The sequence below is a fragment of the Bacillus sp. ABP14 genome (assembly GCF_001831375.1).
GTDB classification, from domain to species: domain Bacteria; phylum Bacillota; class Bacilli; order Bacillales; family Bacillaceae_G; genus Bacillus_A; species Bacillus_A paranthracis.
Genome location: NZ_CP017016.1, coordinates 378,460 through 402,505, shown reverse-complemented (window position 1 = coordinate 402,505; position 24,046 = coordinate 378,460). Strand labels below are relative to the sequence as shown.

Here is a 24,046-nt window from a genome sequence, read left to right as displayed (position 1 = left end):
AGCAATAGTGAATGATAGTGTCTAAAGGAGGAGAAAGAAGAAAGGAAGACTCCCTTTCTTCTTTACTCCATGTTTCCTAAAGTAGCTGCCATAACCGCTTTAATTGTATGCATTCTATTTTCAGCTTGATCAAATACTTTTGAATGTTTACTGCGGAATACTTCGTCAGTTACCTCCATTTCTTTCAACCCATATTTCTCATAAACTTCTTCGCCATACATTGTTTCGACATCATGAAATGCAGGTAAACAATGTAAGAAAATCACGTTTTCATTCCCTGTTTCTTTAATCATTTTCATATTTACTTGATAAGGTTTCAATAACTCGACACGTTCAGCAAATTTTTCTTCTTCCCCCATAGACACCCATACATCTGTATAAATTACATCTGCATTCGCAACAGCTTCTTCCACATTACTTGTTATCATTACCTGTTCATTATATTTTTTTGCTAAATCTATTACTTCTTGTGCAGGCCATAAAGTTTCCGGTGTACAAATACGTACATCCATTCCAACGATTGCGCCACCAACTAGTAAGCTATTAGCAACATTATTTCGTCCATCTCCAACGTAAACGAGCTTCACATTTTTCAATTTCCCTACATGTTCTCTAATTGTTAATAAATCTGCTAGTGTTTGTGTTGGATGCCACATATCTGTTAATCCATTCCAAACCGGCACACCAGAATTTTGTGCTAAAGATTCTACAGTTTCATGATTAAATCCACGAAACTCAATTCCGTCAAACATACGCCCTAATACTTTTGCTGTATCCTCTACAGATTCTTTTTTCCCAAGCTGAATATCACCTTTCCCTAAATATTCAGGATTCGCTCCTAAATCTGTACATGCTACTGTAAATGCACAACGCGTACGAGTGGAAGTTTTTTCAAATAAGAGTGCCACATTTTTACCTTCTAAATAATGATGCGGGATACCATTTTTCTTTTTCTCTTTTAATTCTGCTGCCAAATCTAGAAAATATAACAATTCTTCTTGTGTAAAATCTTTTTCTGCTAGAAAGCTTCTTCCTTTTAAATTTGGTCTAGTCATTAACATACTTCATCCCTACTTTCTCCGTTATTTATACTAAATATCTTTACGAACAATTGGCATACTCATGCAACGTGGACCCCCACGACCACGAGATAATTCCGAACTTAGCACCTCAATCACTTCTATACCGTGTTCCCGTAATAACGTATTAGATACATAGTTGCGATCATATGTAACAACTACACCTGGCGCGATTGCTAATGTATTCGAGCCATCATTCCATTGTTCACGAGCAGAAGCAATTACATCTCCTCCTCCACATGGAATAAGAACTAATTCACTTAAGCCTAATACTTCTTTTAATGTTTCCATTAAAGAAGTACGATGTGTAATTTTGAGGGTTTCCTCATCTGGTCCTTTTTCTAAAATATAAATATTCATATTCCCTTTTGGCCCTTGAATAGCTGGATGAATTGTAAACTTGTCATAATCAACCATTGTAAATACTGTATCTAAATGCATAAATGCCCGGCATTTTGGAATTTCTATTGCTAACACTTTCTTAATTTTATTTTGTCGACTAAAGAGATTTTTGGCTAAACGTTCAATTGCTTTAGCTGAAGTACGAGCAGATACTCCAATCGCAATTGTTTCTTCATTTAAAATTAGCTCGTCGCCACCTTCAATTGGAAATTTATAATCACGATCTAACCAGATTGGTACATTATGTTTTACAAATCTTGGATGATATTTAATGATGTACTCCATGAATAATGATTCACGTCTACGCGCTGGTTCTCTCATCTTATTTATCGTTAAGCCATCGCCCACACTAGCTGCTGGATCACGAGTAAAATATAAATTAGGCATTGGATCTAAGTAAAACGGATAGTGATCTTCCATTAATTCATATAAATGTGTCTTCTTACTTGTTTCAATTTCATTTTTCCGTACACCACCCATAATTTTTTGAATTAATTCTTCATTTGAAAAGGAAAGTAAATATTCTTTTAAAGTTTGATGTGCAACATTTACGTCGGCCTGTCCTTCTTTTAAAATACGATCAACAAATTCTTCTCGAAGTTTTTTATCTACTAACGCCTCAGCGGCTAGTTTTTCTAAATAAAGAACTTCAACACCCCGATTGCGTAACGTTTGTGCAAAATAATCATGCTCTTTTTGAATAATTGGTAAGTATGGAATATCGTCAAATAATAATTGCTGCAAATAATCTGGTGTTAAGTTTTCCACTTCTTTACCAGGTCGTTTTAATAAAACCGTTTGTAACTCCCCAATTTCTGAAGTAACATGTATCGGATGCTTCATTTGTTGTACCTCCTTTTAAATATGTTTGATGTCTTACAAGTACATAATAAATGCTACACGCTTTCATCTTTGTGAAATCATCCACATTATCATTGTGAAATATTAAACAAGTTATTTTTTTAAAATCATATTAATTTGTATTTTTATAATAATCCATCCTGATTTTTTAATAAAAAATACATATATTACGCATATATGTTGAATATTTAACTTCCGTATTTACACAAAAATCCTGTTTTTAATAAAAATTAAAAACAGGATTTTGCATCTAAAGAATTAAATTTAATCTTTCTTCTAAAACCTCCCTATCTGATTTCGACTGAGAAATTATAAGGCATGTATCATTTCCACATATACATCCTATTTTTTCTTTCCAATCTAACTCATCAAACAAAACACCAATAACATGTGCATTTCCAGGTAATGTTTTAATAACCATTAATTGATCTACACAATCGATTTTCACAACAACCTCTCGTAATTTTTTCTTTAACTTTATATCAGTTTGTAAATGCTCTTCTGAGAAAATTTTATATATCATCAATCCTTCTTGAGAAGGTACCTTCGTTAAGTTTAACTCACGAATATCTCGAGAAACCGTAGCTTGTGTTACTAATACATCCTTTTTTGCTAACAATTCTACTAATCTTTCTTGTTTCTCTATTTCATACTCTTTTACAAATTGTTTAATTAATCGTTGTCTTTTTTCTTTTTTCATAAAAGACACCCCTTTTAATATTATAGCTCGCTATAATTTTCATCCGAAAGGGACAGAAAAGAATGTTGCGGAAACGTTCATAGTTTATATCTTTTAACTATAGATATTAAATCTAGCTAAAAAAGAGAAGAACAGTATTCTGTTCTTCTCTTTTACATTGAAAATCGTTCAATTGTTTGTTTCAAGTTCTCTGCTTGTTGCTCTAAATCCTTTAATAATTGATCAATTACTACCATATTTTTAGATTGTTGCAACGTCACACGCGCCACTTCTTGTGAACCAGCTGATGTTTCCTCAGCAATTGCTGCTACAGCCTTCGTCTGTGCACCTGTTTGATGAATGTGACTCACTTGTTCATTCATATAGCTACTAATTTGCTTCGTTGCATCCGCTACTTCCATAACACTTGATGACATTTCTTTTAAAATTAATTCGGTAGCTTCCCCACGTTTCGCCTCTTCTTTAGCTATTTTCACTTGTTCTGTCATTTTCGTTGCAACTTGTTGCACTTCCTCTTGCATATTTCGTAATAACTGCGATATATTTCTTGCAGAATGGTCACTTTCATCTGCAAGTTTACGTACTTCTTCAGCTACAACGGCAAAGCCCCGTCCATGCTCTCCAGCACGAGCAGCCTCAATAGAAGCATTAAGTGCTAATAAATTCGTTTGGCTAGCAATCTCACTCACAACAGATACAATGTGTTCTACTTGTTTCATTCTTTCCTCTAACTTCTGTACATTTTGCATTGAATCTTCATTTTCTTTCGCCAATGTTTGAATACCATGAATTAAAGACGTAAAGACACGAGTACTATGCCCCAAAGCTTGAACCATTTCTGAAGACAACTCATCAGATTGTTTCGCTTTCTCTTCTACTTCACTTGCAATAGAAGTTGTGGTATCAACAGCAGAAACAATTGCCTGAATGGACGCCGCTGATTGCTCAGCTCCAGAAGAAATCTCTGCAAGTGTTTCAGAAACACCTTGTGCTTGTTTCGTTGCTTCGCCTGTTTGTTTTCTAATTTGCTGTACTTGATTATTTGTATACGAAAATGTTGTATCAATATTTTTTACCATGCCCCTTAAGTTCCCTAGCATCATATTAAATGCAACACTTAAAGATTTAATTTCATCATCAGTCTTTGGTAATGGAACATCTTCACGAATATCTCCTTCAGCTGCTTTTCTCGCCGCCTCCTCTAACTTTCGAAGCGGTTTAATTAAAAATACCGCTGCTCCATATGCTAAAATTCCAGACCATACTACCCCTAATAACATAACGATAATATTATATGCAGTTTGACTTACATAACTTTGAAAATAATCATATATCACATAAATAAAAAATATACTTGTTGAATATGTAATTAAAGCTAAAACTGTAGTGAATAGCATAAGTTGTGTACGTAAGCCAAAGGAAAATGACTTCCTTTCTTTTTCCATCTCTTCTTTCCCCCTTTTTATAAGTAATATAAGTACTACCTATATATTATTATCCATATTTTCATTATAGAAGGATATAGGGATTTAAAAAATTATTATTTCCTTGAATATCAAATCCACTAAAAAAAATAAAGGATTCTGACAATTTGTGACTAATAACAGAAATAAGGGGCAACATTTGTAAAATTTATTTTTGACTGGGGGTTTTGTATGATTCAGGTTCGAAATCTAGTAAAATCATTTGGCTCACTTGAAGTTTTAAAAGGAATTGATTTAGAAGTACAAGAAAAAGAAGTTGTCGTTTTAATTGGTGCCAGTGGTTCCGGTAAAAGTACATTACTTCGCTGTCTTAACTTTTTAGAAATGTACGATGAAGGTGAAATTCACTTACAAGGTGAACAAATCGATCCCAAGCACTCCAATTTAAACAAAGTCCGCGAAAATGTCGGTATGGTTTTTCAGCACTTTAACCTCTTTCCTCATATGACCTCACTAGAAAACATCATAGAAGCACCTATTCATGTAAAAAAATTAGAAGCAGCAAATGCAAAAGAAATCGGAAATCAGCTTCTGCAAAAAGTCGGCCTACAAGATAAAGCAGATGTAACGCCCCATCTCCTATCAGGTGGTCAAAAACAGCGTATTGCTATTGCACGAGCTCTTGCTATGAATCCTAAAATTATGCTATTTGATGAACCTACCTCAGCTTTAGACCCTGAACTTGTTGGAGAAGTATTGCAAGTTATGAAAGAACTTGCTGAAGAAGGAATGACCATGGTTATTGTTACTCATGAAATGAATTTCGCAAGAGATGTAGCTGATCGCGTCATTTTTATGGATGATGGAAAAATTGTAGAAGATGCTCCGCCAGCACAATTCTTTTCAGCTCCATCACATGAACGAACGAAACAATTTTTACGTAACGTTTTATAATATAACTTCTGTTTCAAACGAAAAGAAATACATTCATACGGTGCACAACTAATCATCTAAATAAAATATTTCAATAACATACTTAAAACCATCCGTATGATTAATATATAGGAGGGGTTTTATGAAAAGAAAACTATTAACCATTGTTGCGAGTATTACATTATGCACATCCTTTATACTAGGAGCCTGTAGTAAGGAAAGTGCTACTACTTCTTCAAATGGTGAAAAAGAATTTCGTTATGCGATGAGTGGCTTATATAAACCTTTTAACTATAAAGAAAATGACGGAAAACTTGTCGGTTTTGATGTAGAACTAGGTGAAGCACTTGCGAAAAAAATGAATATGAAACCAACCCCTATTACAAATCCATGGGAAACGCTAATCCAAGGTCTCAAAGCGAAAAAGTATGATGTAATACTGGGCAGTATGGCAATTACAGAAGAACGCTTAAAAGCTGTTAATTTCTCAAATCCTTATTATCGTTCTGGTGCCCAAATTTTTGTGACTAAAAAGAATGCATCTATCTCTTCTCCAGAGGATTTGAAAGGTAAGAAAGTTGGTGTTGTAAAAGCTAGTACCTTTAAAAACCTCGTTGCAAAATATACAGATCAAATTACAGAATACGATAGCGATATTACTGCACTTATGGACTTAGAGCCTGGACGTATTGATGCGGTAATCACTGATCAAATGGTTGGTTTAAGAATGATCAAAGAAGGTAAATCAAATATAAAAGAAGCTGGAAAACCACTAAACCTTGATGAAATGGGAATTGCTATTCGTAAAGATGATAAAGAAATGGTCGAGAAAGTAAATAAAGCTTTAGATGAAATTATTAAAGATGGTACGTATGAAAAGATCAGTAAAAAATGGTTTGGGCGTAATATTCTTGGTGAAGAGGAAAAAACGAAGTAATTTAGCCCTTCAAAGTTTCCATAAATCATGCCCCACTTTGTGTGGGGCATTTCATTCTCTACTAAAATCTATACAATATGAGGTGAAACGCATGTTTGAAATTTTTATCTCTACCTATCCCACACTCTTAAAAGCTACTATTGTCACATTACAATTAACACTAACATCCCTATTACTCGGTTCACTAATTGGATTACTATTCGCTTTCTTTCGAATCTCTAACAATAAAGTTTTAAATAGTATTGCTCACGTATATATCGCCATTATTCGTGGTACACCTTTAATTGTTCAAATCGCCATTCTCTATTTTGGGATTACATCCGTTGTTGTTTTTACTCCTTTTTGGGCAGGAGCCATTGCTTTAGCAATCCATAACGGTGCATATATTACTGAAATTTTTCGCGGCTCTATCCAATCTGTCGATCGTGGACAAATGGAAGCTGCTCGCTCTCTAGGGATGCCGTATTCTTTAGCAATGCGACGTATTGTATTACCGCAAGCATTTCGTCAATCTATTCCTCCTTTAGGAAATCAATTTATTATTGGATTAAAAGATTCTTCACTTGTTGCTTACGTAGGATTGTCCGAATTATGGGGGTCAGGTTTATCAATCGCTGCAGGGAACTTCCAACAATTAGATACATATATAATCGTTGGTTTATATTATCTCGTGCTCGTTCTCCTATTCACTTACCTTGTTAACCTTTTAGAAAAACGACTACAAAGAAAAGAAACTAACTCCGTCCAAGTCCATACAAAGAACAAAAAGGAAGTTTCTTTATAAGAAAAAGCAAGCCTGAGATGGCTTGCTTTTTCACTGCAACATATATCAATTTTTACTGATTTACTTTTTTAATACTCTCTTCTTCCTCTATATGTTCCTCACGATATGAAATATTATGAGGATCTAGTCCATTTCCTAAAGAACCATAGAAATGCTCTCTATGCGGATCCACTAATTCACTTCCTTGATAATACACACGTGGTGTATTCCATAGCGCTGCCAAAGCTTTTGTCATCGGCATCTCATGATAGCGTTCCGGCCACATTTCTTTAATTTTCTCTTTTACTAACGGGTAGTATTTAGAGCTCATAGCAGGGAACAAATGATGTTCTGTATGATATGAGAAATTGAAATGTAAAACGTCTACCCAGCGCGGCACTGTTACTGACAAACAGTTTGCTAACGGATCATTTACTGGAACAATTGGATTTAAGCGGTGATTTGTTGCGATATATGCCATTACAATAAAGTTAGCAATTAACAACGGAATGACATATGCAAATAACCATTTTCCAGGTCCCATAATAAACAATAAACTAATCCAAACTGTCCAAGGCAAAAGAAGTTGAAGCCATACAGATTTTTGATTGGATGACTTGAACTCTTTTATAAAATGAAAGAACATTCGAGTCGAATGCAATGTAAATTGAATGGTTAGTGACAGAAAACTAAAGAATGAACGTACATGAAGAGGCATGCGATATACCCAGCTCAAAAACTTACTCTTTTTAAGCTTCTCAAGTGTAGGCCATGCATCTGGATCATTCTCTTCATGTTGTGTATGAACATGATGCGTTGCATTATGCCACTTTCTCCAAAGCTTTGGCCCTGTTGATAATGGCATAAATGCAATCGCGCCTAAGAAGTCACGAAGCCATGCCTTTCTTACAACAGTTCCATGTAAAATTTCATGCCCTAAAAATCCTAGTGAAGCAAAACATAATCCAAGAACAATCGCAATTCCTAGATTCGCCCACACATTCAATTCAAATACACCAATCGATATTAACCCCGCCAATGCCACAAGCAAATAAGCCAGTCCACCAAATAAACGAGTAGGCACTGGTTTAAATGCTTTTTTCGGCAAATGTGGTGATACACGTGCTGCATACCACCCAAACGTATGAAGCTCCTTCATCCTTTTGCTCCTTTCTTATGCCGCGCCTTGCGCAACTTACATATATCAATTCTTGCTTCCAGATTGATTTTACTAGGTGATTAAAAAGCATCTATTATAAGGAAAATATACTCACTCTATCGTCACTTATTTTTCGCTTTTATTATCAATGAAAAACATTTATCTTTTTACTCTCTATCAACCTTTCCACATGATGAATCATATCAATAGAATTTCCACATTGTCAACAACTTTTATGACCTAGTAATAAAAGTTGATTATATTTTTATAATTATACTTTATTCCACTAAAGAAAAAACATAGATTTTATAAGGTTTCATTCATTATACATATACGTACTTTGCCATGCTATAGACTCTATCTTATTCAAGAACTCTCTGTTTAAACAACAAATATACTCATCTAAATCTAGCTTTACACAACTCCTATCTCTTCATACCGATAACGCCCAATAATTATATTAAAATAATTTTATCTTTCTTTTAAATAAAGTGAAACTTTAATCAGTGGGGGGCTTCATCTCCCACTGATTATTAGCCCTCACCAATCGGACTTTAATGGGTAGCCTGCCCCCCACCTAACTTCTTCACTCTCGCTGAATTTTGAGGTGGGGGTCTTACTACCCATTAAAGTGGGATAAAAATATCCTACCTCTAAAACAACACACATGAATTTCATATCATATGGAAATATTAAAAGGAAAATTGTTCTAAATCAGGAGGTTTCCTTAATGACAAGCGATACGTTTCCACAATTCCCATCATCTTATTGGATTGAATCTACCCAAATCCCAACTTTTCCCCCTTTATCTGAAAATATAAAGACAAAAGTTGCTGTTATCGGTGCTGGTATTACAGGTATTACTACTGCCTATTTACTTGCAAAAGAAGGCATCGATGTTGTGTTAATTGATTCTGGGCTTATTTTAAACGGGACGACTGGGCATACAACAGCAAAGGTAACAGCTCAACATGATTTAATTTATGATGAATTCATAAATCATTTCGGTTTGGAAAAAGCCAGGCTTTACTATGAAGCAAATAATCATGCTCTACAATTTATTAATGAAACTGTGCAAACATATAAAATCGACTGTAATTTCTCAAATGAAGATTCATATTTATATACAACTACTGATAATGGATTAAGAAATTTATCGAAAGAATATGAAGCCTATCAAAAATTAAATATACCTTGTGACTATGTTCAATCTCTATCGATTCCAATTCCAGTACAATCTGCACTTGTCATGAAAAATCAAGCACAATTCCATCCCCTTCTTTATTTGAAAACACTTTTAGAAAAGTTTGTGGAGTTGGGCGGAAAAGTTTATGAACAAACGACTGCTATTGATGTAGAAAAGGGTGATTATCCACAAGTCATTACAAAAGGCGGACATCGCATCACTTGTGAATATATTGTCTCTTGTTCACATTTTCCTTTTTATGATGCGAATAGCTTTTTCTTTACGCGAATGTACGCAGAACGCTCTTATGCTCTTGCTATTAAAGCAAAAACAGATTATCCAGGTGGCATGTATTTAAGTATTGATGACCCAAAACGCTCCTTACGTTACACAACAAACAATGGGGAAAAATTAATTTTAATTGGCGGGGAAAGTCATAAAACAGGACAAGGAATAAACACGATGCTTCATTACGAAGCACTTTATTCTTTTGCGGAAGCAACGTTTGGAATAGATGAAGTTCCTTATAGATGGTCAGCACAAGATTTAATTACGCTAGATAAGCTCCCTTATATTGGACATATTAACGAGAGCAATCCAAATATATTTGTTGCAACTGGATATCGTAAATGGGGAATGACAACTGGAACTGCTGCCGCTCATTTACTGAAGGATTCCATTCTAAAAGTAGACAGTCCATATAAAGAACTGTATGCACCATCACGCTTCCATGCAAATCCAGATATAAAAACGTTCCTCTCCCAAAACCTTGATGTTGCGAAACATTTAATTGAAGGAAAGATTGAAACTGTATTACGTAAACCAGAAGACCTCGAAGTTGGTGAAGGATCTGTCGTACATGTTAACGGGAAACGAGCAGGTGCTTATAAGGACAAAGATGGAAAATTACATATTGTCGATACAACTTGTACACATCTCGGCTGCGAAGTTGAATGGAATAATGGAGATTGTACTTGGGACTGTCCTTGCCACGGTTCACGCTTTTCAATTGAGGGAGATGTTATTGAAGGTCCGGCAGATCAACCGTTAAAACGAGTTGATAATGAGTAAATAAATAAAGAAGTTCAACAGGATTTCTGTTGAACTTCTTTATTTGTTATAAAACCTTTTCATATAAATCCCGATACAAGAAGGAAAATATTAACACCAAATAAAATAATATACTCATCTACAAATTAAAAGGGGTGAATACTATGCAACCTTCAGCTCCACCTCATCTAGAACCTACAAAAACTATCTTTTCAAACTCTATTACAAAACTTGTTGTTTTTATTTGTTGGCTAGCCATTCTAGCTGACGGCTATGATTTAGGTATTTACGGGGCCGTCCTGCCTAAGCTACTGGAAGACAACAGCTGGGCACTATCACCAGCTCATGCTGGTACAATTGCAAGCTATGCTTTGTTTGGAATGTTTATTGGCGCTATTCTAGTTGGAACCATTACAGATCTAATCGGTCGAAAATGGACGCTTATATGCTGTTTAGCACTTTTTTCTATTACAATGGGCCTAGCTGCTATCGCTCCTTCTCCTGAATTATTTGGGATATGGCGATTTATTGGAGGGATCGGATTAGGGGGTGTTATTCCAACAGCTTCCGCACTTACTGTTGAATATTCACCAAAAAAGCGACAATCTTTTATTTACGCTCTTATGTTTACTGGCTATCCTTTAGGTATCGTGTTAGGCGCTATTTTGTCCATGTTTATGTTAGAAGACTTCGGATGGAGAATTATGTTTGGCATCGGAATGATTCCACTACTCCTCATTCCTTTCATTATTCGTTATTTACCTGAATCCATTCAATTTTTGTTATCACGTAACCGCCAAGAAGAAGTGGATAAAATTCTTAATCGTTTTCAAATTGAATTCCATGCAAAAGAGAAAACTCATCAACCCCCATCTAATATACGAAAGAAAAATGGATTTCTTACTTTATTCTCAAAAGAATACATAAAAGCAACGCTGCTTTTTTGGATCACTTATATAATGGGGATGTTTTTAATATACGGTTTAAATACTTGGTTGCCTCAGATGATGCGACAGGCAGGATATCCTCTTGGATCTAGTTTATCATTTCTACTTATGCTAAATATTACCGCCGCTATCGGTGCATTATTTGCTGGAGCAATCGCAGATCGTATAGGAGCCAAAATTGTTATTAGCATCTCCTATCTTCTGGCAGCTGTATGTATTGGACTATTAACAATTAAACCATCTGTTACAATCATTTATCTTTTAATTGGTCTTGCTGGAATTGGATCGGTCGGTATTACTCAAATATTAAATGCATATGTGACACAATACTTCCCATCCCATATCCGAGCTACTTCCTTAGGCTGGGGACTTGGACTTGGCCGAGTTGGTGCGATTGCTGGCCCTATTCTTGTCGGTATTATTATGACAATGCAATATGACTTAGTATGGAATTTTTACTTATTCTCATTTGCAGGTCTTCTCGCGGCTATATCTGTTTTCTTTATTCCTACAAAATAAAAAGAGCACAAACTTGAAGTGACCCCTAAAAGTTAGACACGGTTATTTCATTAGGCAACTTGATAAAAGTGAGTCCGGTATTGTACCGAGCTCATTTTTAATTTTGCCTTAATCCGTTTCATATTATAATAATCTATATATTTTTCTAATTCTATTTTAAAATGATCTACACTTTCAAACTCTTTTATGTAGAGGAACTCCGACTTCATAATCCCAAAGAAATTCTCTATTACTGCGTTGTCGTAACAGTTTCCTTTTCGAGACATACTCTGTACGATCCCCCTTGATTCAAGTGTACGGACGTATTGTCTCATTTGATAATGCCATCCTTGATCCGAATGCATTAATAGTTGATGGTTTTCAGGTAAACGTTTTAATGCATTCTCTAACATCTCTGAAACAAGTGAATATGTCGGTCTAGAACCAATTGTATAGGTAATAATTTCACCATTATACAAGTCTAATACAGGTGATACATACAGTTTCTCTCCAAACAATTTAAACTCTGTGATATCGGTTACCCATTTTTGATTTGGGGCATCTGTATAAAAATTACGCTCTAAAATATTAGGTGCAATTTTACCGACTTTCCCTTTATAGGATTTATATTTCTTCATACGCACAACACACTTTAATCCAAGCTCTTTCATAATGCGCTGAATCTTCTTGTGATTCACTTTTTGGCCACGATTCGTTAACTCATCACGAATGCGACGGTAGCCATAACGACCTTCATTTTCCTCATAAATTGCTTTAATTTCAGCTTTCAAATCGGCATCTTGATCCGGACGATTCATTTTCTTTACTAAAACATAATACGTACTCCGTGGAATACCAGCTAGCTCCACGAGTGCCTTCACCGAATATTTATGCCTTAATTCATAGACTACTTGTGCCTTGTCTTGTTTCGTGATTTTTCCTTGTTTTGAACTAAGGCATTCAACTTTTTTAAGTACTCATTTTCCATTTCAAGCTGTTGAATACGTGCTTCAAGTGCTTCGACTGACCCTTCAGCTAAAGCTTGTTTTACTTGTTTATTTGAATCTTTTTTCATGGATGGACGCCCCTTTTTCTTAGATTGAAGGGCATCAATTCCTTGTGTTTCGAGCTGTTTTTTCCAAACAGAAATCGTTGAAGGGGCAGGAATGTTAAAGATAGCTGCCGTCTCAAATAAGGACATACCGTTTTCAATCATAAAGTTTAGTACGTCTAGTTTAAATTGTTGTGTGTAATTTGTACATCGTTTTAGAAAAGCTTCCATACCATTCTGTTTATATTGGTTTACCCAATTCAAAATAATTGTGTCACTTATACCAATCGATTTACCCATTTCTCGATAACTTTCATTTCCGTTCAAATAACGTAGAACGATTTGTATTTTTTCATCAGCTGTAAATTTAGCCATAGAAAAACTGCACCCCAATTGTTAGACTGTGTCTAACAATTGGGGTGCAGTTCAACTTACTTGTGCTCTTTTTCATATCCCGCAAACAACATATCTCGAAACAATGTATTTAAAATCTCAATATCGATCCCTAATCCCTTTTCAATTCCTTTTACATATTGCTGATAGTAATGAATTTGTTCTTCTAAAAATTGATTCAACACATCAATTTTTAATCCAACATCTAATTCAGTACCTGTCTTTTTCTTTATTAACAACTGTTCAATTTCATCTAATACGCTACGCTCCAATGATAATTCTGTAATTAATCGATCGAATTCTACAGGAGGCAAAGTTGTTTTCTCCTCTAGCCACTTACAAGCCAAAATAGGACGCAATACATAAAAGTACTTTTTTAACTTTACATTCTCACCTTGCAAAAATTCACGATAATTTTTTGAAGCCATATGTAAGTAATGATATATCGTTGCTTTCGGATCAAAGTTCTTTTCACTCATTTGCTGAAGCTGTTCTGGAAAATTAGAGTTTTTCGAATAAAAAATGGGGGATCGAATCCATTCGAGTAAAGCTGGATTTGACTTTGCAAATAGTTGTAACGCTTTTTTAATATCCCATCCACTTATATCTAAATCATCACTAATCGGATACTCAATTACATCTCGTTTATCATGAATGGATAAATACCATTCTACCGGGTGCATATAAACGAATCTAACATCATAATCACTATCTTTTGATGGAAATCCCCATGCACGACTCCCTGACTCCACAGCGAATAAAATTTTCACATCATTTTCTTTCTCAATTCGTTCTAACTCCAACTTAATTTTCTCTCTCATTTCATACCCTCTCCATTTTTTGATTATTTCCTTGGAATTTCGACAAATATATTACTAAGTTTACTACATACTAAAATAGCTGTCAGAAAATTTCCGACAGCCTGTCAAAATTCGTTATTTTTTACTTGTTCTTTTCAGTTACACTAACCGCAATTCGTTCAAACTCTTTTTGAATCTCCTCTTTGTATGCATCTACTTTTGAAAAGTCCATAGCAGCAATATAAATTCGTTCTAATTTATCACGAACTGATTTCGCTTTCGCTAAAAAAGACATCGCCTCATTCATTTTTGCTTTATATTGAATAGAGACGTCACGAATTTCCTCCGCATACTTCTCATCCGTCCCTGGTGTTACAATAAGGGCATACATATCTATAATTTCATCACCTTCACGGCTCGGAAAATATTCATGTGGTGCGGTGCTATCGAAAATCGCAAACCCTAATTCTCTTACGATCACCATATCAAGACTATTTGGATCAAACCCACAATGATATACTTCAACTTCAAATCCTTTTTCTTCTGCTGCCTTAGCTAATTTTTTGAGCATTGTTGATTTCCCAGAACCTGGGCGTCCTTTTATAAAATAACGATGTGGTAATCCTTCTGTTAAATTAGGAACAAAATCAACTGCTCCTTTCGGTGTAGCTGCTCCTAAAAACCGATGTTTCACAAGCGATTGTTTCCCAACTTTATCTGTAAATAATTTCCGAATGAGCTGCTCGGTTAGTTCGTTCGCTTTATTAAAATCAATATTACTAATATATATTTTCTCCCACTCATCATGTATAACTAATGCCTCGTTAAAACAAGCGTAAGCAGCTTGAAAAGCTTTGCTTGCTTCTGAAACAAATCGTTCAATTTCCACTTTCTGCTTTCTTAACTTATCTGAATCCCAAGCAATTCCTAAATTAATATACTCCTCGACAACTCCTGGCATTTTTGGCTCAATAACATGCGGTGATGTTCCATCAACAATTCCTACTTTTAACTTCGGTATAATGACACCATCAACCGATTTATTATCAGAAGAACAGTGTAAAAATTCAATATCATATCCCTTTTCAACCCATTCACGACCTATTACCTTAATTAAAGAAGATTTTCCCGTTCCAGGTCCACCCTTTAAAATAAATAATCTGTTTAGTCCTTTTAAATTCTCTTCATATAAATTATGAAATCCTCTAGCTGTATTTCCACCAGCATAATAATTCAATACATTTCCTGTCACTGCACTCACTCCTTCGCAGCATTCTATTTACATAAGCTACAATATGCGAGCAACTTTATTTGGGTGAATACCTATTTTGTGTTGCACAGAAAAAGGAAATGAATTACAATTTTATTATCACGAAAATTCCGAACTTTAAATTGAATATACCTTTATCAAGAGAGGCAGAGGGACCGGCCCTTTGAAGCCCAGCAACCTCAGTTTATACAAACTGAATAGGTGCTAATTCCTGCAAAATGCATTGCATTTTGAAAGATAAAACGTAACTATTGTGTGCAAAACTCATCTTTCTTGATTATGAAAGGTGAGTTTTTTATATTTCAAAATATATATTTGGAGGTATTTAAAGTGAAAGTAATTGACCTATCCCAAACATTTGAAAAAAATATGTCTCAATTTCCTGGAACACCAAAAATCAATTTAGAAGCCATTACAAGCGTTGAAGAAACAGGTTATCAAGTTACAGATTTTCATTCTGTCGTTCATGTTGGTACACATTGTGATGCTCCTGCTCATTTCATTTCAGGCGCAACGACTATTGATCAATTGCCCCTAGACCAATTTGTAGGTGAAGCTGTTCTTATCGACGTAACTCATGTACAAGAACGAAAACTACCTAAAGAAGTATTACACAATGCTGACATAAAAGAAGGTGATATTGTCATTTTCCATTCCAACCTATCTAATAAATGGAATACAGAAGCGTATGAACAAGAAGCCTTTTATCTTTCCGAAGAATTAGCTGAAGAATTAGTTCAATTAAAAGTAAAATCTGTCGGTTTAGATTTCCTTTCTCCTGACGAGGTAACGACAGAAACATCGCCAATTCATCACATACTACTTGGGAATAATATTTATTTAATCGAAAACTTAACAAACTTAGATGCCATTAATGCGAAACGTTTCTTTTTCTCAGCGGCACCTTTAAAAATTAAAAATAGCGACGGTGCTTTCGCAAGAGCATTCGCTGTAATTTTTTAAACAAACTATACAAAAAAGCAAAGATCATCATTGACCTTTGCTTCTATTTCTTTTATTTAAACTAAGAAAGAATTGCTCAACGCGAGGACGTAACCAAGCTAAATAATCTTTCTCTTTCTTCTTTGTACAAGCTATTTCTTCCCCATCGACCATTCCGACAAGCTCTAGCTCTAACAGTTGCCTCGTAAATGCTAACATATTTATTTCTTCTTCCGGATACTCTTCTTTTAATTTCTCCTCAATTTCCCCTAATAAAAAACCGTCACGCATCATTGCCAATGCATCAATCCAAAGTGGCGGCATTTCATATTTTTCTCCTGTAATTGTATCTTTTACAATATAATTCTTTTGCTCTTTTCGAAATTGAATTGTGTGCAAGCATACAGTCGAATTTAATGTTAATTCCATCATACCACCTCTTTCATAATATCTGCATAGAAAAAAGGATGCGCGTGCACCCCTTCTTTTTCTAACACTACCGAACCGTTACATGAATAACAAATCTCATGTCGATATTTTCCTCCATTATAAACGAAGTATTTTATAAAAAAAACCCTTCTTGAAACATTTTATCAAATGTTTATATTTACACAACAAGAACACTTTTCTGAAAAATATTTTCTTCTAGCACATTATACTATCAGTAAAAAAATCTCCACTTTCATTCCTAGCTCTCCGCTACTTTGAATCGCAATACTTCCTTGCTACTCCTCATGATCAATACAAAAACTCTACATATTATCTCATTAAATTATAAGTATGAAATTACTTTCAGAGCAATCTGTAACCTTATAACGGGAAAAGGAAGGAGATTTCCCCTTCCTTTTCATCACAATTTATATCCACCTTACTCGATCATGTAGCAGTCCATCCGTAAAGTCATTTCCACCAACTACAAAATCATTCATATATAAATTCAAATATTCTCCGTACTTACTTTCTGTATTTAATAATAATTCCTCTACATAATAGGCACCTTGTTTAAAGTTATCGAACAGTAAACTACACAAGCCAGCATAAATGCCACATCCTACTTGGAAGTATGTCGCATTCGTTTTATATTTATGAAAAACTTGACTGCTATTCATCACGTTATACATATAGGTCTCGCTATTTTCATAAACGAGTAATACACCGACTAGATCCTCGCCCGCAATCTCTTCTTCGGCTGGATTAAATACTTTACGATTCCAATTCCATAGATCTTCTACCTTATCTAAATTCTGTCTAATTATATTTGTTGTATACTCGTTAATTCGGTAAAGAAACCCTACTTCCATGTTAAAGTTTTTCCCTAAAATTAAAACTTCCTCATGCGGCATCAAACAACCGTAAAACTCTTTCTCTCCCAACTTTACTTTATACTCTGAAGCATATACATCTTCATAAAAGTAAAGAGGACGATGATGACTCATATACATCGGATAACTCCATATCGCTTCATCTAGAAATCGCTCTACTGCCCATGAAGCATACAGTGTATGAGGCTTTATCAGTGCTGTATCATTCAAAAATGACGTATCATGTTCTACTATATAGCATGCTCTTGGCTTTTCATTCGGGCGTTCCTTCATAAGTTCAACAACCATCCATTGAACAACCCCTGGATTCATACCTGAACCTATAATTGCTTTTGTATTTTTAAATTTATCTTTTTCCTTCTCAAATCTCGTATATCTTTCCGTAAGCTGAAAGCCGATTAAACTATCGTCCTGATCTACTGCCTCGTTTTCCAAAGCTGAATTAATATAACAAATTCCAAGTTCATTACAACAGCTTAATACTCTGATCGTATCTGCCCCTGAAACATCAATCACAACGCTCGTACTACTTTCTTTTAAATGTTTTTTAAATGTCACTACATCTTGGAGATCTATTTCGGATAAAAACAATTGATCTTCCAAATTTGGAAACAACTCGTCATAATACGTCCTATCTTTTTGTTTTATATCAACCAAATAAAATGTAACATTCTTTATCACTTCATAAATCGGGTCTTTTTCATTTACTATCGCTTGATTTAAAATCGCTAAAACTGCTTTTGCTGCTCCACCAGCACTACCAAGTAATGTAATCGATAACGAATTTGGAAACTGCTCCACCAACAAAACCCCTTTAATATATTAGTTAAGCAGTTCTCCCTCAAAAAAATAAATTGAATACATCAAAAGATAGCTCGTACATATTCTTTATAATTTAGTACAAAATTTCCTCTTCAACAGTCATACTAACATATTTATATTCAATTCATTTTTCCCCTCATATTCAGATCAAGCTAAACAAATAGGCTCGACCTTTTCTTCTGCATATAAAAGAAAAAGCCAGCCCTTTCAATTAACTTACGGACAATGGACAGATTTTACATGTTGAATATTTACATACATTTTCGCATCACGCGCTTTTAATATTTCAATATGCCCTTCATCAATCTTCGCCATCTTTCCGATTTTATTATATTCCTCACCTAAATCGAACACCATAATTTTGCCAGACATTTTAATAAGTTGTTCTTCAAACGTTCGAGCTAACGTAATATTTAAGGGATTCACGGGGAGTTCATTTTTATTGAGGGCGTAAGGCACTTGATTTTCTTTATACGGAATTAACCATTTCAAGTGTTTTAAAGATATATATACAGTTTTATAAACTGGACTATAAAAAACAATATAATCGTTCATTACACTTGTAACATACCCATGTATTGGAGCATTTCCTGCTACATAAATTTCCGTAAAAATCCCTTTGGAAGTACTTAATACTTTCCTCAAAGAAATTGAAGGTGACTCTCTCTTAATTACAGAATCCACATCTGGTTTTGAGATTTCTTCATCATGTGGTCGTAAAAATTTATAATATTGTACATGGTATAAAGATATATATACGTAGTCTTGTCCATTGTAAAGAACAACGATATCATTTCCTACGTCTATTAATACACCTTTAAACCTTTTTTCACCAATTAATTTAACATATATATTTTCTCCAATACTTTTGTTTAACTCATTCATCTATATCCTCCTTCCTATGAATTTCTTCTTTCCTGTCTTTCATTTCTAAAAAAATAATCAGGGCAAAGTTCTGTTTTAATAGTAAGTAATTCCTTTTCATACTATCGAAATAAGAAATTGTTCTTCTCTTTCCCTCATAATGCCCCTCTTATTTATTAAACATTATTCATCTTCATTCTTTTTACATTTAACTACTTGACTCACACTCTTAATATGAGACTTAACTACATAAATAACTTCATCGCCATTTACTAGTGTAATGCAGCCATGGTGTACCTCACTTAACAAACCTTCCACACATTCTGGACCGCCACGATTAATTTTTACCCACTTATACTTCAAGTCTTTTAATATATCTAGAAAAGTATCCTCATCGGAGCAAAAACATGAACTATAGCAATCGCCACATTTACTTTCTTTTACTTTCTTAACTAGACTCTTCACATGCTTCAAGTGATAATATACTAATTCACCATGTGGTAATTGTAACGTTAGATAATCTTTGCCTAACGATACAAGCTCACCAACTCGACTTTCTGGTCCGTGAAGGTTTACTTTTACAGTCTCACCAACTAAACATTTAATTTGGTCACAGCATAATACCAATTTTGTATCCCCCTTTCTTATTATCTTCCTCTACTTGATTGTCTTTGTGCACGAGCACGACCTGAATTATCGCTACTTTCCTTGCTATCGTCGCTCTCATCGCTCTCTCCACAAGCTAAAGCATTATAGTTAACACTTTTAATATGCTTTATTGCAATTAATATAATTTCTTCTTTTACGATTAATGTTACGAAGTCACAAGAAACATCTTGTAAAATGCCTTCCACTTTCTCTGGACCACCGCGATTAATTTTCACCCAGCAATATTTGAAACTTTCAAGCAGTGCTTCAAAGTCTTCTGCACAGGCGCAATCTTCCCACTCGCAATCACTTGATCCACATTCTTTCGCATTTTTTGTAATACTTTTCAGATGATTAAGTTGATAGTAATAAAGCTCACCTTTTTCATTCTGCAATACGAAGTAGTCCGGACATACTGATATTATTGTTCCTTTTTGAGATTCTGGACCACCCCTGTTTACTCTTACAAAAGATCCAATTAAGTCTTTCAAAAAATCCCAATGAAATAAACTCACGAGAAAACCCCTTCCATTAATTTATAAGCTTTTGCACTGATAGTATATGTATCTGTACAGGTTACGTTCTCTATGTTTGTCCTAGCTAGAAAAAAATATGCTTTTAACATGGTAGACTACTACCTATCAAAATTTGAAGAAAGGCTAAGAACTCCTTATGCTTTTAATATCTTTAAACAAAAAAATCCCTTATGAAGATACATTTCTGCATATCTTCATAAGGGATTTCCCATAGTTTAATCTTCGTCTTTAACATCCATATCTTCTGGAATTGGTTCGTTCAATATTTCTTCCACTAATTGCTTATATTTCTCCATTTGTTCTAAATGTGTATTGAATTGTTCTTTATTTAATAAATATTGCTCTCCATCAAATAGTGCACGAATTTTCTTTTGCTGAATTAACTCTTCAATATACGACTTTGGCAAATTCAAATACTCCGCAGCTTCTTCTACTGTTATATACAACGTGTTCATTCCTTTATTATTTTTTCTTATATACTGTATCTTACTTTATTTTTGTAAACAATTGAACTACTCACCACTTAACGTCCTTATGGACTGTTTAAAGTGGGAGATTCCTAAGTACAGAAACCTAGTGGCTTCTAATTCATTAGGCTATCCCCGTAGTTCCTACGGTTAGAAGCCTTAAAGCTTCTTTTTTAAGATTGATACTTGCGTTAATATCTCTGTCGTGATGACTATTGCACGCAGGACAATCCCATTCACGTAGATTTAGATTCTTAACGTCTTTGTTTTGATACCCACAACAAGAACATAATTGGCTTGAAGCAAATGTTTTGGATACCGGAATGACTTGTTTTCCATACCATTTTGCCTTGTATTCTAGCAATGTTCTAAATTGTGACCAAGATACTTCACTAATCGCTTTTGTTAACTTATGATTTTTTAACATATTCGATACTTGTAAATCTTCTATACCGATAACATCGTGGTTTTTGATGATTTCAGTTGAGATTTTGTCCAAGTAATCTTTTCTAGCATTAGCTATATATTCATGAATTCTAGCTACCCTTACTCTTTGTTTATTCCAGCGAGAAGATCCTTTCATTCTTCTAGAAAGAACACGCTGTGCTTTTGCCAACTTCTCTTCCAATGAGCGAAAAAATTTAGGGTTTTTATAGGTTGTTCCATCTGACAAAATGGCGAAATCTTTTAATCCTACATCCATTCCAATATAAGAATGTGTTTTCGGAAGTTCTTGCACTTCTGTTTCAACTAACAATGACACAAAGTATCTACCAGAAGGGTTCCGTCTAACCGTAGCATTTAAAATACGTCCCTTTACTTCACGACTTTTGGCAAATCGAACAAGACCTAGTTTCGGCAATTTCATTTTGTTTCCCACAACAGCAATGTTTTCATTTGTTTGTTTTGTGGTATAAGATTGTACGTTGTTCTTTTTAGATTTGAAACGCGGGGCACTGTTTTGTTTTTTAAAAAAGCGTGTGTAAGCATCCGCAAGGTTGCGAACAGACGCTTGAATAGCAATACTATCCACTTCTTTTAGCCAAACAAACTCCTTCTTCATGGCAGGAAGTTTGGCAGAGCATGTACCATATGTCAAACCTTTTCCTGTTTCTTTGTATGCATTATCCCATAGAGATAGGAAGTGATTGAATACAAAACGCGAACAACCAATCGTTTTATTAATCAGGATCGCTTGTGCTTTATTTGGATAGATACGAAATTTATACGCTTTATTAATCATCCTTCGTTTCACCTCCATTTCGATATATGTCTATTATATACCAAACATACATTCGATTGGTAGTGAAGTGATTATTACAAATTGTTGGGTAACACTTTACATATGTCGAACAATTAAGATGACTTCCTGTCATCTCTTGTTCGAAGCCAATTCATCTCCCACCTACTCACTGGACTACGTCCTTCACGTTCCTTGAGGAAGGAGTCTTCTTGGCTAAATTGATAAAAAAGATTTTGTAAATGCAATTTAAAAAGAAGGTGGATGCATTCCATATATTGTATAATAATATAGTAAGGATTTTTTTAAATATAGAATGGTATTACCCATTTACACAAAGGAGAGTTAACATATGGCTACTCGTCACATCATTACAATGTTAGAAAAAACATTACAGGTTGAAACAGAAAACACAATTTCGCATTTAACTACATCTTTATCTGATCGTATTCTTTCTCAAAGCGCAGCAATACATGAAAACAATTGTTACCATACAATTGGGGAATGGTACAAAAATCATTTTTTATTCCAACAAGATGATTTCCTTTGGGCTAAATACGCTTTCTATGACGCATATTGTGAAGCTATAAAGGCACAAGGACATCTTACAAAACGTGTCCGTCAAATATTAGAATCATTAGCTCGAATGCATGGAAAGCAGTACATTGCTTCTATATTAAATATGCCATTTCCTAACGAACGAGCTAAAGGAACAGCATAATGTAAGACTGTTCTGCGTCAGCAAAACATAGACTCATTGTTTTATAGGAAGATTTACAAATAAAACGTTCATTTCACATGAACTGATGAAACCGGTGTCATTATAATGATTGAAAATATAGTAAACAGGAAAACCCCCATTTACCTCTCTCGTCACTCGAAAAGAGAAGTAAATGGGGGCCCTAAACATTTTATTCGAAATTACTAACATTATCCTCGTTATCCAATTCATTTCTCCACTCTTTAAATTTTTCAATGTCACTACTAACTTGTTTAATGGCTAAACTAACTATCGCTACATCATCTATTAGCCCTAATCCTAAAATGACATCTGGAATTAAATCTATTGGTGATACAAAATATAAAATTGCGCCTACAATAGCAAGAAGTGATTTCTTCGGAATTTCCCGATATTCCCCTTTTCTCCAACAATTCATCATTTCAAATAAAACTTGAAGATTATCCCAAACATCAGTTAAAGCCCCTTTATTATTTTGAGATATTTTCATCCCTTTTTGTATTAAAGTTTGTATTTTACTTTCATCTTCTAAGTATGCACTAGCCCGATTTTGATACTTTTTATTTTCTTTTTCAAATTTTTTACTATCAAATTTCTCTTTAATATTTTTCTTATTAAACATAGATCCTACACTCCTTCATTATTTAACTTATATAATCAAAATAAAAAATTTACGACGCAATAATACAGGACATAAAACCATCCAAAAAATGTATTAATAAATAACCAAAATACTGAGTGGTTTCTTTCCCATGAAAGACACATCGCTGTTATATTTCCAATATTAAAAAACCAAGACGTTATCTTTCTAGCGTTAGTTCCTTTTATTACTACATCATTAAAATATTTGTAACTCCACTCTTTTAAACTGCACTTTATTTTTTTCACCATACTACCCAATCCCTATATTTTTTTATAGCCTACCTTTTTCTGTAATTCGTTACTATAATTTAATTATACATATATACTTATAAAAAATGGTCCACTAAAAGCAGACCAAACGGAGGAAATCT

At 34.3% G+C, this 24,046-nt stretch carries 23 protein-coding genes and 1 riboswitch; of the genes, 7 read left to right on the top strand and 16 right to left on the bottom strand.

Going from position 1 to position 24,046, the window contains the following annotated elements; all coding sequences use genetic code 11:
- Positions 1-62: 62 nt before the first annotated feature.
- The 4 genes from argF to BGI23_RS02125 all read right to left on the bottom strand — a co-directional run bounded on the left by argF (position 63) and on the right by BGI23_RS02125 (position 4,487).
- Positions 63-1,061: an ornithine carbamoyltransferase gene (gene argF / locus BGI23_RS02140; RefSeq protein ID WP_070805136.1), complete on the bottom strand. Its 999-nt coding sequence runs from the start codon at positions 1,059-1,061 to the stop codon at positions 63-65.
- A gap of 30 nt (positions 1,062-1,091) precedes the next feature.
- Positions 1,092-2,324, bottom strand: coding sequence for an arginine deiminase (gene arcA / locus BGI23_RS02135; RefSeq protein WP_070805135.1), 1,233 nt, complete (start codon positions 2,322-2,324; stop codon positions 1,092-1,094).
- A 268-nt stretch (positions 2,325-2,592) separates the two neighbouring features.
- On the bottom strand, positions 2,593-3,042 hold the full coding sequence (gene argR, locus BGI23_RS02130) for an arginine repressor (protein ID WP_000711841.1): 450 nt from the start codon (positions 3,040-3,042) through the stop codon (positions 2,593-2,595).
- Positions 3,043-3,194: 152 nt separating this feature from the next.
- Positions 3,195-4,487, bottom strand: coding sequence for a methyl-accepting chemotaxis protein (locus BGI23_RS02125; RefSeq protein WP_070805134.1), 1,293 nt, complete (start codon positions 4,485-4,487; stop codon positions 3,195-3,197).
- Between the two features lie 210 nt (positions 4,488-4,697).
- On the opposite strand from BGI23_RS02125, the gene BGI23_RS02120 reads away from it, so the two are divergent.
- The 3 genes from BGI23_RS02120 (at position 4,698) to BGI23_RS02110 (ending at position 7,120) form a co-directional block, all read left to right on the top strand.
- The gene (locus tag BGI23_RS02120) at positions 4,698-5,420 is read left to right on the top strand and encodes an amino acid ABC transporter ATP-binding protein (protein WP_070805133.1); all 723 of its coding nucleotides are present in this window, start codon (positions 4,698-4,700) and stop codon (positions 5,418-5,420) included.
- Between the two features lie 121 nt (positions 5,421-5,541).
- A complete protein-coding gene (locus tag BGI23_RS02115) occupies positions 5,542-6,336 on the top strand; it encodes an ABC transporter substrate-binding protein (RefSeq protein ID WP_070805132.1) in 795 nt (264 codons plus the stop codon).
- A 91-nt stretch (positions 6,337-6,427) separates the two neighbouring features.
- Positions 6,428-7,120: an amino acid ABC transporter permease gene (locus BGI23_RS02110; RefSeq protein ID WP_070805131.1), complete on the top strand. Its 693-nt coding sequence runs from the start codon at positions 6,428-6,430 to the stop codon at positions 7,118-7,120.
- 52 nt (positions 7,121-7,172) lie between these two features.
- Here the strand turns inward: BGI23_RS02110 and desB are convergent, their stop codons facing one another.
- Entirely contained in the window at positions 7,173-8,258 is a 1,086-nt protein-coding gene (gene desB, locus BGI23_RS02105; protein WP_000661225.1) for a Delta(10) desaturase DesB, read from the bottom strand.
- A gap of 730 nt (positions 8,259-8,988) precedes the next feature.
- Here desB and BGI23_RS02100 point away from each other — a divergent pair.
- Together BGI23_RS02100 and BGI23_RS02095 are read left to right on the top strand one after the other, a co-directional pair.
- Positions 8,989-10,515, top strand: coding sequence for an FAD-dependent oxidoreductase (locus BGI23_RS02100; protein WP_000199950.1), 1,527 nt, complete (start codon positions 8,989-8,991; stop codon positions 10,513-10,515).
- Between the two features lie 143 nt (positions 10,516-10,658).
- Complete coding sequence (locus tag BGI23_RS02095) at positions 10,659-11,960, top strand: MFS transporter (protein ID WP_001183073.1); 1,302 nt, start codon at positions 10,659-10,661, stop codon at positions 11,958-11,960.
- A gap of 50 nt (positions 11,961-12,010) precedes the next feature.
- Here the strand turns inward: BGI23_RS02095 and BGI23_RS26925 are convergent.
- From BGI23_RS26925 to BGI23_RS02075, 3 genes are all read right to left on the bottom strand, one after another.
- Positions 12,011-13,365, bottom strand: a protein-coding gene (locus BGI23_RS26925) for an IS3 family transposase (RefSeq protein WP_157441011.1) whose coding sequence is annotated in 2 segments (ribosomal slippage) — positions 12,011-12,912 and positions 12,912-13,365 — 1,356 coding nt in all. Because the reading frame shifts where the segments join, the coding sequence is not laid out codon by codon here.
- Positions 13,366-13,421: 56 nt separating this feature from the next.
- Positions 13,422-14,204: a nucleotidyltransferase domain-containing protein gene (locus BGI23_RS02080; RefSeq protein WP_001208295.1), complete on the bottom strand. Its 783-nt coding sequence runs from the start codon at positions 14,202-14,204 to the stop codon at positions 13,422-13,424.
- 121 nt (positions 14,205-14,325) lie between these two features.
- On the bottom strand, positions 14,326-15,435 hold the full coding sequence (locus tag BGI23_RS02075) for a PRK06851 family protein (RefSeq protein ID WP_044790828.1): 1,110 nt from the start codon (positions 15,433-15,435) through the stop codon (positions 14,326-14,328).
- Positions 15,436-15,584: 149 nt separating this feature from the next.
- A riboswitch (SAM riboswitch) is annotated at positions 15,585-15,697 on the top strand.
- An 86-nt stretch (positions 15,698-15,783) separates the two neighbouring features.
- Here BGI23_RS02075 and BGI23_RS02070 point away from each other — a divergent pair.
- Entirely contained in the window at positions 15,784-16,416 is a 633-nt protein-coding gene (locus tag BGI23_RS02070; protein ID WP_070805129.1) for a cyclase family protein, read from the top strand.
- A gap of 27 nt (positions 16,417-16,443) precedes the next feature.
- On the opposite strand, the gene BGI23_RS02065 is transcribed toward BGI23_RS02070, so the two are convergent.
- The 7 genes from BGI23_RS02065 to tnpB form a co-directional block, all read right to left on the bottom strand.
- The gene (locus BGI23_RS02065) at positions 16,444-16,824 is read right to left on the bottom strand and encodes a hypothetical protein (RefSeq protein ID WP_000424113.1); all 381 of its coding nucleotides are present in this window, start codon (positions 16,822-16,824) and stop codon (positions 16,444-16,446) included.
- A 428-nt stretch (positions 16,825-17,252) separates the two neighbouring features.
- Positions 17,253-18,518: a hypothetical protein gene (locus BGI23_RS02060; RefSeq protein WP_000434741.1), complete on the bottom strand. Its 1,266-nt coding sequence runs from the start codon at positions 18,516-18,518 to the stop codon at positions 17,253-17,255.
- A gap of 237 nt (positions 18,519-18,755) precedes the next feature.
- Entirely contained in the window at positions 18,756-19,424 is a 669-nt protein-coding gene (locus BGI23_RS02055; protein ID WP_001004273.1) for an LSm family protein, read from the bottom strand.
- Between the two features lie 162 nt (positions 19,425-19,586).
- Positions 19,587-20,030, bottom strand: coding sequence for a hypothetical protein (locus BGI23_RS02050; RefSeq protein ID WP_000242037.1), 444 nt, complete (start codon positions 20,028-20,030; stop codon positions 19,587-19,589).
- 20 nt (positions 20,031-20,050) lie between these two features.
- Complete coding sequence (locus tag BGI23_RS02045; RefSeq protein WP_000051637.1) at positions 20,051-20,566, bottom strand: hypothetical protein; 516 nt, start codon at positions 20,564-20,566, stop codon at positions 20,051-20,053.
- Positions 20,567-20,802: 236 nt separating this feature from the next.
- The gene (locus BGI23_RS02040) at positions 20,803-21,042 is read right to left on the bottom strand and encodes a helix-turn-helix domain-containing protein (RefSeq protein WP_080559614.1); all 240 of its coding nucleotides are present in this window, start codon (positions 21,040-21,042) and stop codon (positions 20,803-20,805) included.
- Positions 21,043-21,178: 136 nt separating this feature from the next.
- Positions 21,179-22,297, bottom strand: coding sequence for an IS200/IS605 family element RNA-guided endonuclease TnpB (gene tnpB, locus BGI23_RS02035; protein ID WP_070805128.1), 1,119 nt, complete (start codon positions 22,295-22,297; stop codon positions 21,179-21,181).
- Between the two features lie 349 nt (positions 22,298-22,646).
- Between tnpB and BGI23_RS02030 the strand changes: the two genes are divergently transcribed.
- Entirely contained in the window at positions 22,647-23,015 is a 369-nt protein-coding gene (locus tag BGI23_RS02030; protein ID WP_000235479.1) for a hypothetical protein, read from the top strand.
- A gap of 190 nt (positions 23,016-23,205) precedes the next feature.
- Here BGI23_RS02030 and BGI23_RS02020 read toward each other — a convergent pair whose 3' ends face one another.
- Positions 23,206-23,655 (bottom strand): YkvA family protein, encoded by a 450-nt coding sequence (locus BGI23_RS02020; protein WP_000482304.1) that lies wholly within the window; start codon positions 23,653-23,655, stop codon positions 23,206-23,208.
- Positions 23,656-24,046: the final 391 nt, after the last annotated feature.